Annotated in this window: 13 protein-coding genes; 6 read left to right on the top strand and 7 right to left on the bottom strand. The window is 64.2% G+C overall.

Going from position 1 to position 12,754, the window contains the following annotated elements; translation table 11 throughout:
* Positions 1 to 131 precede the first annotated feature (131 nt).
* Positions 132 to 383 carry a hypothetical protein gene (locus J7359_RS12145; protein WP_209056949.1) on the top strand — a complete coding sequence of 84 codons (252 nt, stop codon included), beginning with the start codon at positions 132 to 134 and terminating at the stop codon, positions 381 to 383.
* Here the strand turns inward: J7359_RS12145 and hisA are convergent.
* Positions 380 to 1,117 (bottom strand): 1-(5-phosphoribosyl)-5-[(5-phosphoribosylamino)methylideneamino]imidazole-4-carboxamide isomerase, encoded by a 738-nt coding sequence (hisA, locus tag J7359_RS12140; protein WP_209056948.1) that lies wholly within the window; start codon positions 1,115 to 1,117, stop codon positions 380 to 382. The two genes, J7359_RS12145 and hisA, sit on opposite strands and share 4 nt — an antisense overlap.
* 139 nt (positions 1,118 to 1,256) lie before the next feature.
* On the opposite strand from hisA, the gene J7359_RS12135 reads away from it, so the two are divergent.
* The 3 genes from J7359_RS12135 (at position 1,257) to J7359_RS12125 (ending at position 4,606) form a co-directional block, all read left to right on the top strand.
* The gene (locus tag J7359_RS12135) at positions 1,257 to 1,640 is read left to right on the top strand and encodes a DUF2147 domain-containing protein (RefSeq protein ID WP_209056947.1); all 384 of its coding nucleotides are present in this window, start codon (positions 1,257 to 1,259) and stop codon (positions 1,638 to 1,640) included.
* Positions 1,641 to 1,744: 104 nt separating this feature from the next.
* Entirely contained in the window at positions 1,745 to 3,670 is a 1,926-nt protein-coding gene (locus J7359_RS12130) for a CoA-transferase (protein WP_209056945.1), read from the top strand.
* A 96-nt stretch (positions 3,671 to 3,766) separates the two neighbouring features.
* Positions 3,767 to 4,606, top strand: a complete 840-nt coding sequence (locus J7359_RS12125) for an MBL fold metallo-hydrolase (RefSeq protein ID WP_209056943.1) — start codon at positions 3,767 to 3,769, stop codon at positions 4,604 to 4,606.
* Between the two features lie 186 nt (positions 4,607 to 4,792).
* On the opposite strand, the gene J7359_RS12120 is transcribed toward J7359_RS12125, so the two are convergent.
* From J7359_RS12120 to J7359_RS12110, 3 genes are all read right to left on the bottom strand, one after another.
* Positions 4,793 to 5,956: an NAD-dependent epimerase/dehydratase family protein gene (locus tag J7359_RS12120; RefSeq protein WP_209056942.1), complete on the bottom strand. Its 1,164-nt coding sequence runs from the start codon at positions 5,954 to 5,956 to the stop codon at positions 4,793 to 4,795.
* A 106-nt stretch (positions 5,957 to 6,062) separates the two neighbouring features.
* Complete coding sequence (locus tag J7359_RS12115; RefSeq protein WP_209056940.1) at positions 6,063 to 6,731, bottom strand: ABC transporter ATP-binding protein; 669 nt, start codon at positions 6,729 to 6,731, stop codon at positions 6,063 to 6,065.
* The gene (locus J7359_RS12110; RefSeq protein ID WP_247740361.1) at positions 6,728 to 8,197 is read right to left on the bottom strand and encodes a hypothetical protein; all 1,470 of its coding nucleotides are present in this window, start codon (positions 8,195 to 8,197) and stop codon (positions 6,728 to 6,730) included. Before J7359_RS12110 ends, J7359_RS12115 begins: the two co-directional genes overlap by 4 nt.
* A gap of 120 nt (positions 8,198 to 8,317) precedes the next feature.
* Here J7359_RS12110 and J7359_RS12105 point away from each other — a divergent pair, with 120 nt between their 5' ends.
* On the top strand, positions 8,318 to 9,166 hold the full coding sequence (locus J7359_RS12105) for an ABC transporter permease (RefSeq protein WP_209056938.1): 849 nt from the start codon (positions 8,318 to 8,320) through the stop codon (positions 9,164 to 9,166).
* A gap of 12 nt (positions 9,167 to 9,178) precedes the next feature.
* Here J7359_RS12105 and choV read toward each other — a convergent pair whose 3' ends face one another.
* The 3 genes from choV to J7359_RS12090 form a co-directional block, all read right to left on the bottom strand.
* On the bottom strand, positions 9,179 to 10,213 hold the full coding sequence (gene choV / locus J7359_RS12100) for a choline ABC transporter ATP-binding protein (protein ID WP_209056936.1): 1,035 nt from the start codon (positions 10,211 to 10,213) through the stop codon (positions 9,179 to 9,181).
* Entirely contained in the window at positions 10,210 to 11,058 is an 849-nt protein-coding gene (choW, locus tag J7359_RS12095) for a choline ABC transporter permease subunit (RefSeq protein ID WP_209056934.1), read from the bottom strand. The genes choV and choW overlap by 4 nt, the downstream gene beginning before the upstream one ends.
* Before the next feature lie 101 nt (positions 11,059 to 11,159).
* Positions 11,160 to 12,101 carry a choline ABC transporter substrate-binding protein gene (locus tag J7359_RS12090; protein WP_209056932.1) on the bottom strand — a complete coding sequence of 314 codons (942 nt, stop codon included), beginning with the start codon at positions 12,099 to 12,101 and terminating at the stop codon, positions 11,160 to 11,162.
* Positions 12,102 to 12,187: 86 nt separating this feature from the next.
* On the opposite strand from J7359_RS12090, the gene betI reads away from it, so the two are divergent.
* Positions 12,188 to 12,754, top strand: coding sequence for a transcriptional regulator BetI (gene betI, locus J7359_RS12085; RefSeq protein WP_209057051.1), 567 nt, complete (start codon positions 12,188 to 12,190; stop codon positions 12,752 to 12,754).

The raw sequence follows: 12,754 nt of genomic DNA, 5'->3' as shown, positions 1-12,754 counted from the left end.
CCGGGCGGCGCAGCGATGCGTGCCGGGCATAGCGACCTTGCACGATCCGGGGCTGGTCCGCCCGTCGCGCCCGGCCATATAGGGCACATAAGAGACAGACCAGCCGGGTCCTGATGTAAAGGATGATGAATATGCGCGACGCATCGAATAACGCCACCGCCGCAGGGATCGAATATCTTGCCGACGGTCTGGGTGCATTGACCGCCGCGCCCGCGCGCGCAAACCGGGCTGATGCCATCAGCGCAGGCGCGGATGCGCTGGCCAGCGGCCTTGACAGCTTCGCCGCAATAAAGTCCGACCCCAAGTCCGCGCCGCGTCGGTCGCGCGGGCCGAATGCCCGCGGCTGGCTGAATGCCCCGGTCGGGCTGGGTGTGCCGGGCTAGGCCGATCCGGCACCGTCGTGTCGCAGCGCGGTCAGCGCCTGCGACAGATCCAGCGCGCCATCATACAGTGCCCGGCCCGAAATCGCCCCCGCGATTACCCGGGTCCGCGCCAGCGCCTGAAGATCATCCATTGACGACACCCCGCCCGAGGCGATCACCGGAATGCTGACCGCGCGCGCCAGCGCCTCGGTCGCCGGGATGTTCGGCCCCTGCATGGCACCGTCACGGTCGATATCGGTGTAGATGATCGCGGCGACGCCCGCGTCTTCGAACCGGCGGGCCAGATCGGTTGCGGTGATCGTCGTCTCGGTCGCCCATCCGCGCGTCGCCACCTTGCCATTGCGGGCGTCGATCCCGACCGCGATCCGACCGGGAAACGCATCCGCCGCCTCGCGCACCAGATCGGGGTCTTCGACCGCGACGGTGCCCAGAATGACCCGGCGCAGTCCGCGCGACAGCCAGGCCTCGATGGTTGCGATGTCGCGAATCCCGCCGCCAAGCTGCGCGGGGATGTCGATGGCATCCAGAATCGCCTCGACCGCAGCGGCATTGACCGGCTTTCCCTCGAACGCGCCGTTCAGATCGACCAGGTGCAGCCATTCTGCGCCTGCATCCTGGAAGGCGCGGGCCTGGGCGGCCGGATCGCTGCCGAAGACGGTCGCCGCTTCCATGTCGCCGCGCAGCAGGCGCACGCAGTTGCCGTCTTTCAGGTCGATGGCGGGATAGAGGATCATGTTTTCGCTTTCGGTCGTCAGAACGCGCCTTCTTTGGCATGTCCCACAGCCAAGGGGAAGGGCGCGACCTCACGTCAGGCTTGCCGGAACGCGGCGCTGCAGTCAGGATTCGGGCGAGGTATCCCGAGGAGGACTGATCATGAAGTTGCTTGCTGCCGCCACCGCCTTTCTGCTTGCCGCCACCGCTGCGGGCGCCGATCCCATCGAGGGCGTCTGGCAGACCCAGCCGGATGAGGGGGCGTTCGCCCATGTCACCATTGCGCCCTGCGGATCCGCGTTCTGCGGCATGATAAGCCGGACCTTCAAGGACAAGAGCGAATACAAATCCCCCAATATCGGCCGTCAGATCGTGATCGACATGGCCGCGCAGGGTGGCGGGAACTATGAAGGCAAGGTCTGGCGACCCGCCAACAACAAGGTCTATCAGGGCAAGGCCAGCGTTGCCGGCGACCGGATGAGCCTGTCGGGCTGCGTCGCGGGCGGGCTATTTTGCAAAAGCCAGACCTGGGTTCGCATCCAGTAGATCGGCCGCCGGAAATGCGTCGGATGTGATCGGCGCGTGATGGCGTGGCTTGAACGTGGATCGGTCCGGGCTAAGCTGGTCCGATCCGCTGATCCGAGGACGCCATGCCGAACAAGGTCGTTTCGCCCCGCGATGCCGCCGCCCTGATCCATTCGGGCGATACGGTGACGACGTCGGGCTTTGTCGGTGCCGGGGTGCCGGACGGGTTGCTGAAGGCGGTGGCTGATCGATTCGAGGCCGCAGGCGAGCCACGCGATCTGACACTGATCTTCGCGGCGGGGCAGGGCGATGGCAAGGGGCGCGGGCTGGACCGGCTTTGCGCGCCCGGCCTGGTCGCCCGCGTCATCGGCGGTCACTGGGGTCTGATCCCCGCCCTTGGCGCGCGCGCGGTGCGGGGCGAGATCGCCGGCTGGAATTTTCCGCAAGGCGTCATCAGCCATCTGTATCGCGATATCGCCGCGGGCAAGCCGGGAACGCTGACCCATGTCGGGCTGGAAACGTTCGTGGACCCGCGGCTTGGCGGGGGCAGGATCAGCGACGCCGCGACCGACGAACTGGTCCAGTTGATGACGATCGATGGGACCGAACGTCTGTTCTATCGCGCGATGCCGATTCATGTCGCGCTGCTGCGCGGCTCGACCGCGGACGAACGCGGCAATGTCACGATGGAACGCGAGGCCCTGATCCTGGACAATCTGGCGCAGGCGATGGCGGCGCGGAATTCGGGCGGCGTGGTCATCGTGCAGGTTGACCAGATCGTCGCGGGCGGCAGTCTGTGCGCGCGCGATGTCGTCATTCCCGGCGCGCTGGTCGATGCCGTGGTCGTGGCGCCGCCCGAACTGCACCCGCAGACCTATGCCACGCAGTATAACCGTTACTTCACCGGCAGGTTTCGCGCGCCGCAGGACGGGACCACGCCCTTGCCGCTGGACATCCGCAAGGTGATCGCGCGGCGCTGTGCGTTCGAACTGCCCATCGGCGGGGTCGTCAATCTGGGCATCGGCATGCCAGAAGGCGTCGCCTCGGTCGCCGCCGAGGAAGGCTTGCTGGACCACGTGACGCTGACCGCCGAACCCGGTGTGATCGGCGGCCAACCCGCGTCGGGGTTGGACTTCGGCGCGGCGATCAACACCGAGGCGATCATCGCCCAGAACCAGCAATTCGACTTCTATGACGGCGGCGGGCTGGACATGGCCTGCCTGGGCATGGCCGAGGCCGACCGTCACGGCAACGTCAATGTCAGCCGGTTCGGAGCCCGGCTGGCCGGGGCTGGCGGCTTCATCAATATCAGCCAGAACGCGCGACGGCTGGTCTTCGCGGGCACCTTTACCGCAGGCGGGCTGGACATCGCGATCGGTGACGGGCGTCTGACGATCCGAACCGAGGGACGGGCGCGGAAATTCATCGAGACGGTCCAGCAGATCACCTTTTCGGGCAGCCGGGCGCGCAAGCTGCAACGGCCGGTGATGTTCGTCACCGAACGCTGCGTGTTCGAGTTGCATCCCGACGGGCTTTGCCTGACCGAGATCGCGCCCGGGATCGACCCGGATCGCGATGTCCTGCCGCTGATGGGTTTTGCACCGCTGATGGACCGGCCCGCCCAGATGGACCCGCGCATCTTCCGCGATCAGCCGATGGGGTTGCGCGATCAGATGCTGGATATCCCGCTTGGCCGGCGGGTCCATTTCGACGCCGGCCGGGACATGCTGTTCATCAACCTGTCGCGCATGACGATCAGGGACGCCGACGACGTGGCATCCGTGCGCCGCGCCGTCGAGGCCGAGATCGGCGGGCTGGGCCGCCGCGTCGATGCCGTCGTCAACTATGACCTGACCCGCATCGACGACCGCGTGTCCCATGACTGGTCCGAGATGGTCGGCGATCTGGAAACACGCCTGTATGGCCGGGTGACGCGCTATTCCTCAAGCGCGTTCCTGCGCCGTCGCCTGGGCGAGACGTTGCAGGCGTGCCGACATTCGACCATCTATGACAGCGAGGCGGCGGCACGCGCTGCACTGCGCGACAATTAGGCAGGCATCCTGCCCGTCACGCGAAAGTGACGCGGCAGGCTTTGGGTGAAAACTGCTGTCGAAGCTATGCTGTTCTCTATGGGCCAGCATTTCGCGATGACATTCAGGACCGTCTTTTCCGCCGTGGTTCTGATGGGACTGGCGCTGGTTGCCGCAGGGCCGGCCGACGCGCAGCAGTCGCGCCGGTTCAGCCACTGCATCGCGATCGCCGATGCCGCGCCGGGGATCGAATATCTGCACCGGGCGGCATGGACCGATCCCGCGCCGGAAGGCGCGGTCCGCATCCATTATGTCGGGCATTCGATGTTCCTGATCCGCACCGAGGACGGCGTGTCGATTGTCACCGACTATAACGGCAATCTGGGGATGACCGGGTTTCGCCCGGATGTGGTGACGATGAACCGTGCCCATTCCTCGCACTGGACCGACCTGGTCGAGGATATCCCGCATGTGTTGCGCGGCTGGTCCGAGGACAGCTTCGGCGTCGCCGCCGATCATCATCTGGAACTGGGCGAGGTGCTGATCCGCAATGTGACCTCTGATATCCGCAGTTGGGGCACGGTCGAGGAAAACGCGAACTCGATCTTCGTGTTCGAGACGGCGAATCTGTGCATCGCGCATCTGGGCCATCTGCATCAGGAACTCAGCGACGCGCAATATGCGGCGCTGGGGCGGGTCGATGTGCTGATGGTGCCGGTCGATGGCAGCTATACGATGGATCTGAACGCGATGATGCGCGTCGTCGCACGGCTGCGCAGTTCGGTCGTCATCCCGATGCACTGGTTCGGCCCCTCGCGGCTCGAGGCGTTTCTGACCGGAATGTCGGATCAGTTCCTGATCCAGCGGGTGGGCGGCAGCGAATTGACGATGTCGCTGTCCAGCCTGCCCCGACAACCCACGGTGATGGTGCTGGACCCGCAGCCGCTTTCGGATTGAAGGTCAAGCAAGCCGTTCGGTCACGCGTGATGATGCGTGCCCCGGCCGGGGCTGTCTCGCCATTCCCCTGCTTCAGGCCATGGATGTCCGGCTGTGATCAGGCACCCATCGCCTGACAGCATTCCGAGTACCGAGCCTGTTCCATCGGACGGTCCGAATTCCGCCGTTTCCTGTTTGGACCGCGCGTCAGCCGGCCCGCCATTGCGAGATGCAGGGGATCTTGTCGCGGTCGCAGCGGTCGGCGTATTTGCGCGCGATCTCCTGCACCTCGGCAAGCAGGCCGTCCTGCAGCTTGATGGGGTCAAGCCCCAGCCCCAGGAAGCGGTCGTTGGCGACGTGCAGATCGTTCTCGTCAGCCTCGTTGCGCGGATTCTTCAGGAACGCGACCTCGACCCCGGTCTGGTCGGCGATCATTTTCGCAAGATCGCGGACCCGGTGCGTCTCGGTCATCTGGTTCAGGATATTCACCCGGTCGCCCCGCGCGGGCGGGTTGGTCAGCGCAAGCTCGATGCAGCGACAGGTATCCTGGATGTGGATGAAGGCGCGGGTCTGCCCGCCGGTGCCGTGCACGGTCAGCGGATAGCCGATCGCCGCCTGCATCAGGAAACGGTTCAGGACCGTTCCGTAATCGCCGTCGTAGTCGAAGCGATTGATCAGCCGCGGGTCCATCCGGGTTTCCTCGGTCTGCGTGCCCCAGACGATGCCCTGATGCAGGTCGGTGATCCGCACCCCGTCATTCTTGTTGTAGTAGAAGAAGAACAGCTGATCCTGGGTCTTGGTCATGTGGTAGATGCTGCCCGGATTGGCGGGATACAGGATCTCTTGCCGATGGGGGCCGTTCTCGGTCTCGACCAGGACATCCAGATAGCCTTCGGGGATCTTCATGCCCGCGGTGCCGTAGCCATAGACGCCCATCGTGCCAAGGTGGACCAGGTGAATGTCCTGGCCACTTTCGACGATCGCCGCCAGCACGTCGTTGGTGGCGTTGAGGTTGTTGCTGACGGTATAGCGCTTGTGCCAACTGGACTTCATCGAATAGGGCGCGGCGCGCTGTTCGGCGAAATGGATCACTGCGTCGGGCCGTTCCTCGCGCAGCAGGGTCAGCAGGCGATGGTAATGTTCGCCCACGGTAAAATTCTCGACCCGGATGGCGTGATTGGTCAGGTCGTTCCACGCGCGCACACGCTCGCCCAGGGGGCGGATCGGGGTCAGGCTGCTGACCTCCAGTTCGACGTCGATCTTGCGTCGGGACAGATTGTCCACGACGATCACATCGTGGCCTCTGGCGGACAGATGCAGGGCGGTGGGCCAACCGCAGAAACCGTCTCCGCCCAGAACGATGATCTTCATGAGGATGCCTTCGTAGCCTGTCGTTTCGCCCGCTTCTTAGAACGCCCGCGTTTCGGACGCCAGCCGTGCAACATCACTGACACGAAGCTGTCGCAATCCTTGCCGATCAGCCGGTCGCCGTGCGCGCCATGTTCGCCAAGTGCACCTCGATCGCGTCCTCGATGTCGTGGAAATAGCTGAGTTTGCCGTCTTCCAGCACGGCGCCTGCATCGCAGGTCTGCCGCAGCATCCGCATCGAGTGCGACACCACAAGGGCGCCGGCATTGGCCATGCGTGCGTTGAACAGGCGGTTCGACTTGGCCTTGAACGCCGCGTCGCCGACCGCCGAAACCTCGTCGACCAGATAGGTGTCGAACGGCACCGCCATCGACACGCCGAAGGCCAGCCTTGCGCGCATCCCCGACGAATAGGTCCGGAACGGCAGATAGAAATGATCGCCCAGTTCCGCGAAATCCTCGACGAAGTCGCGCATTTCCTCGGTGTCGACGCCATAGGCACGGGCGACGAAACGGGTGTTCTGCTCACCCGTCAGTTCGCCATTGAACGACCCCGAGAAGCCGACCGGCCAGCTGATCGTGCCGGTGGACAGGATCCGTCCCGACGTGGGCAGCATCGACCCCGAGATCATCCTCAGCAGCGACGATTTTCCCGCCCCGTTACGACCCAGCAGGGCGACCGAAACGCCGGTGGGAAACGTCGCGGTGATATTGTTGGCCACCGGCTTCCGGCGGCCATTCAGCTTGTAGATCTTGGTCAGGTTTTCAAGATGGATCATCGCCGGTCGCGGAGGCTGTAGAAGATCAGCACGCCGATCACCCAGGTCACCATCAGGAAGCCACCGATGATCAGCATCAGCTTGGCGCGTTCGGGGTATTCCGCCTCCTGGGCGAGGGTCGGCTTGATATAGGCCGCCAGATAGCGTGACTGACGCGCGGCCTCGCCCCGTGCCGTGTCATAGGCGGCCAGCGCAGCGGTATAGGTCCGTTCCGCGAATTCGCGATCGACCGACAGGGATTCGTAGCGGCCGACCACTTCGGACAGCACCTCGCCGGTTGCGGTCTCGGACCCGAATTTCTGGCGCTCGGCAAGGATCTGGTCGCGGATCACGTTGATGCGCAGCTGGGTCTGTTCGATGCGCGGATCGTTTGGCTGGGCATTCGCCTGAAGCATCCCCAGCGAAACAAGCTGTTCGGCAAGCTGTTGTTGCAGCGAGGTGACGACGCCGACCTGACCCTGAACATCGGCGGTCGGATCGACAAGCTGGTGGCGGTTTCGGAACTCGGTTACGGCTTGCCGCGCCTCTTTCAGGCGCTCCAGCGATTCAGCCAGTTCGGTGCGCGAATAGCGCAGCGCGTCCTCGCGGGCGATGTCGTTCAGCTGGTTGATCAGCAAGGTGCTTTCGTCGAAGATCGCCTGCGCGATGTCACGGGCATCTTCGGGCGCGAATGCCTTGACCCGCAGATCGATCATGCCGTCATCGTAATAGACGCTGACTTTCCGTTCCCATTCGCCAAGCAGGTCTTCCAGCGACGACTTGCCCGAGAACGCGAAGATCGGATCATTCGGCGCCTTGGACCAGATCCGAGACAGATCCAGCCGCGCGTTCACCCGTTCGACCAGATCACGGCTCTGGATGAACTTGTACAGGATGTCGGTGTCGCTGCTGGAACTGCTGGTCATGCCGACCAGCGAGGTCAGCCCGCCAAGAAGGTCGGACGAGGTCGGGCCGGATTCGCTGCGCACAGAAAAGCCCAGAAACGACGCGTATTGGTCGGCGGCGCGGGTGTACAGATACCAGCCGCTGACCGCCACAGGCGCGATCACCATCAGCAGGAAGGTCAGCACGATGCCGATATGGCGACGCGCAAGGCGGGCCTTGCGGGCCGGAGGCCGCACCGGTTCCTCGCGCGCGGCCTTGCGCTTTGGCGGCTTTGACGCCGCAGCCGCCTTCTTCAGCTTGACCGGCGCGCGCGGCAAGGCCGCCGCCGTGCCGTCATCAGGCGGCGCCGCCTCCGAACCTTGTTTGGCCGCCCGTTTGCCGCCGCGCATCTTGCGGGCCCTTGGACTGGCGGCAGGGGCGTTGCCGACCGTCTTTGACTTTTCGGGTTCGGGGGAGGCTTTGCCAAGCGGGGAGACAACATTCTTCCGGTCCAGAAAGCCGGGCCGCTGGTCGGCCTGGGGATCGGAGCGGTCCGCGTCATGTTGGTCTTCGGACTTGCGAGTAGGCGTCTGGGCGGACATGCGCGGATCTCCCGCCTGTGTGTTGATCTGTCGTCGCGTGTCATACATAAACGCCCGGCACAGTTCCAGCACCGATCCCTGACGGGTTCGTGACGGACAAGGGACCAGAAGCGGGCGCGAATGTCGCAGATATCTTTTCCGACCTCGACGCGGCGCAGGGACGATCGTCCCGACACCCCGCGCCTGCGCGAAATTCACAAGCAGCGCAGCTTTGCCAGTCTGCGTTCCATCGGCGCATTGATCCTGCGCGAGATGTCAACGACCTATGGCCGTTCGGCCGCCGGGTATTTCTGGGCCGTGGCCGAGCCGGTGGGCGGGATCATCCTGTTGACGGCGATCTTCTCGCTTGGCTTCCGGTCGCCCCCGATCGGAACGAACTTCGCGATCTTCTATGCCACCGGTGTCGTTCCGTTCCTGGCCTATAACTCCATCTCGAACAAGCTCGCCGCCTCGATCCGCTATTCGAAACAGCTGCTTGCCTATCCGGCGGTGACCTTCGTCGATGCGCTGATCGGGCGGGTCGCCGTCAACGGTGTCACCCAGATCCTTGTGGCCTATCTGGTTTTCACGGGAATCGTGCTGACCCAGGAGACACGGACCGATCCGCAGATCCTGGGCATCGCGCTGAGCTTTGTCATGATGCTGGTCCTGGCGATCGGTGTGGGCACGATGAACTGCTTTCTGTTCACCGCCTTCCCAAGCTGGCAGGCGGTATGGTCGATTCTGTCACGTCCGCTGTTTCTTGCCTCGTGCATCTTCTTCGTGTTCGATGACGTGCCCGAACCTTATCGCAGCTATCTGTGGTTCAACCCGCTGATCCATGTCGTCGGACAGATGCGAAGATCCTTCTTTCCATCATATGTCGGCGATTATGTGTCCGCGATCTATGTCTTTGCGGTGGGGTTGGGCCTGTTCGTCGTCGCGCTGGCGCTGCTTCAGCGCTATCACCGTGACCTGCTGAACAGTTGAGGCGCGAGCGCCTCAGCCTGCTTCCTGTTCGCCCCGCGGATCGATCAGCCGTGCAAGGACTCCGTCGCGGGTGATCCGTCCCCCGCCTTCGACCGGAAGCGCTGCGGATTGCGCCAGAAGCCCCATCACATCGCGCACGGCCATGTCGCGCGGCACCGGTGCGCCTTCGGCGTCGCCGGGCTCGGCCACGTCTTCGGCGGTCAGCACCCCAAGCGGATTCATGTGGGCGACGAAATCGGCGACATAGTCGTTGACCGGGTTGGCGATGATTTCGCGCGCTGTGCCGATCTGCACGATCCGGCCGCCCTCCATCAGCGCGATCCGGTTACCCAGCTTGAATGCCTCGTCCAGATCGTGGCTGACGAAGATGATCGTCCGCTGGGTCTTTTCCTGCAGCTCCAGCAACTCGTCCTGCAGCCGTGCCCGGATCAGCGGGTCCAGCGCGCTGAAGGGTTCGTCCATCAGCAGGATCGGCGCCTCGGTCGCGAAGGCGCGGGCAAGCCCGACACGCTGCTGCATACCCCCCGACAGTTCGCCCACCTTCCGTTCGGCCCATTCGGAAAGGCCCACGGTCGCAAGCTGACGATCCACCTTGTCGTGCCGGTCCTTGACCGACATTCCGGCCAGTTCCAGCCCCAGCCCGACATTCTCGCGCACGGTCCGCCACGGCAGAAGGCCGAACTGCTGGAACACCATCGCAACCTTGCTCAGCCGCAGGTCGCGCAGCGCCTTGCGGCCCGCGCCGGTGACAGAGATCATCTTCTGGCCATCCCAGACGCGTACTTCGCCGCGGCAGACGTCGTTCAGCGCGTTCACCGCCCGCAGAAGGGTGGACTTGCCCGAACCCGACAATCCCATCAGGACCAGAATCTCGCCCTGCCGGACATTCACGCTGCAATCGTGGACGCCAAGCACCTGGCCGGTTTCCTGCTTGATCGGTCCGCGTTCCAGCCCCTGGTCCATCAGGGGCAGCGCCTTGTCGGGCTCGTCGCCGAAGACGATGCAGACCTTGTCGAATTCCACGGCGTTGGGTGAGATGTCGCTCATTTCCGGCCCTCCATGCGCAGCATCCTGTCCAGCATGATCGCGACGATGACGATCACGAAGCCCGATTCGAACCCCAGCGAGGTGTTGACGCTGTTCAGCGCGCGCACCACCGGCACGCCCAGCCCCGATGCGCCGACCAGCGCGGCGATGACGACCATCGACAGCGACAGCATGATCGTCTGGTTCAGCCCTGCCATGATCTGGGGCAGGGCGCTTGGCAGTTCGACCTTCCACAGAAGCTGGCGATTGGTGGCGCCGAAGGCGCGTGCGGCCTCGACCAGCGAATCCGGTGTCGAACTGATGCCAAGCTGGGTCAGACGGATCGGCGCGGGCAGCACGAAGATCACCGTCGCCAGAAGTCCGGGTACCATTCCGATGCCGAAGAAGACGATGGCCGGGATCAGATAGACGAAAGTCGGCAGGGTCTGCATCAGGTCCAGAACCGGCCGCATCCACGCGTAAAGCCGTGGCCGGTGCGCCGCCGCGATCCCGATGGGAACGCCGATCGCCATGCAGACGATACAGGCTGCCAGCACCAGGGTCAGCGATTGTAGGGTTTCATCCCAGTAGCCCTGGTTGAGAATGAACAGCAAACCCAGCGCCACCAGCAGACAGGGCCGCCAGTTGCGCTGCAAGGCCCATGTCAGGGCCACAGCGATTGCGATGAACAGGAAGGGGTGGGGAAATTCCAGCCCGGCCAGGATCCGGCCGATCAGCCAGTCCATCGCGGTCGAGATGGCATTGAAAAGCCACGCGGCATTCGCGTTCAGCCAGTCGAAGATGGCCTTGGCGGTTCTGCCCACCGGAATCTTGTTGTCGGTTACCAGCGAAGTCAGCTGCTCCATGCGCATTCCCTTGTCGCGAAGTCGCGTCCGGTTCCGCTGCGCGGCGGCGCGACGTGGCAGTTGCGGAGAAAATCGCCCCGCCGGATCGGCGGGGCGCGAGGTCAGCCGTTCAGCGCCTCGGACAGCGCGGCTTGCGCGTCGTTGCCGTCGAAGGTCGTCACGCCGTCAAGCCAGCCGGTCGCGGCGTCAGGATTGGCGGCCAGCCATTCCTTCGCGGCGGCCATCGGATCCTGCCCGTCATTCAGGATCTTGCCCATCACCTCGTTTTCCATCGCCAGGGAGAACTCCAGGTTCTGCAGGAACTTGCCCACGTTCGGGCATTCCCCGACATAGCCGGCGCGAGTGTTGGTGCGCACTTCGGCGCCGCCCAGATCCGGCCCGAAGATGTCATCGCCGCCGGTCAGATAGGTCATTTCGAACTGCGCGTTCATCGGGTGCGGTTCCCAGCCCAGGAAGACGATCGGGCTGTCCGAATTCGATGCGCGGCTGACCTGGGCCAGCATCCCCTGTTCGCTGGATTCGACGATCTCGAAGGTGCCCAGCCCGAACTTGTCCTCGGCCACCATTTCCAGCAACAGGCGATTGCCGTCATTGCCCGGCTCGATGCCGTAGATCTGGCCGTCCAGCGCATCCTTGTGCTCGGCGATCTTGCCGAAATCGTCGATGCCCAGATCGGCCCCGGCCTTGTTGGTGGCCAATGTGTATTTCGCACCGGTCAGGTTGGTGCGAACCGTATCAACCGTGCCCGCCTCGGTGTAGGGTGCGATATCGGCCTGCATGGTCGGCATCCAGTTGCCAAGGAACACGTCCACATCGTCGGTCGACAGGGCGGTATAGGTGACCGGCACCGACAGGATCTTGGTCTCGGTCTCGTATCCCAGCGCCTGCAGAACGGTCGAGGCCAGCGCGGTGGTGGCGGTGATGTCGGACCAGCCGACATCCGAGAAGGTGACGTCCTGGCATTGCTCGGGTTCGGCGGCCAGGGCAGGGCCGGTCAGCGCGGTGCCCAGGACCAGCGCGGCGGCGATGCGGGGAAAGGTCATGATTGGCTCCCTATTGTTGATTGACCAGTCAATTAAAGATCGGTTACAGTCAAAAAGCAACCGAAAACTCCGACTGCAGGTGCATGATGCCGAAACTTGGGGCCGAGCCTATCCGAAAAGCCGCGCTGATCAACGCGGTCATCCACGAGGTGGGGCAGGCCGGGTCGCTGGACGTGACCGTGGCGCAGATCGCGCGTCGCGCCGGCATGTCGCCCGCCCTGGCCCATCACTATTTCGGATCCAAGGATCAGATGTTCCTTCAGGCGATGCGCTATATCCTGCGTGTTTATGGCAATTCGGTGCTGACGGCGCTGCAAAGCCGGGGCCGCAACCGGCGGCTCGAGGCGATTGTCGAAGCCAGCTTCGCGCCGCAGAATTTTCGCCGCGAAACCGTCAGCGCATGGTTGAATTTCTATGTCCTGGCGCTGACCGAACCCGAGGCGGCCCGGCTGCTGCGCGTCTATCACCGACGCCTCGAATCGAATCTGATCGTGGCGCTGCGTCCGTTGACGGATCACCCCCGGCGCACCGCGCGCACGATCGGGGCGTTGATCGACGGCGTCTATCTGCGCGCCGTTCTGCGGCCCGGACCGACCGACGCCGAAGCGGCCATGAAAACCATGATGGATTATATCGAGGAGGCCCTAGCATGA

Origin of the sequence: Paracoccus sp. R12_2, from assembly GCF_017744015.1 — a bacterium.
In the GTDB taxonomy this organism is placed as follows: Bacteria; Pseudomonadota; Alphaproteobacteria; order Rhodobacterales; family Rhodobacteraceae; genus Paracoccus.
Note: the sequence above shows the minus strand (reverse complement) of the source record. Positions and strands in the feature narration are given on the sequence as shown.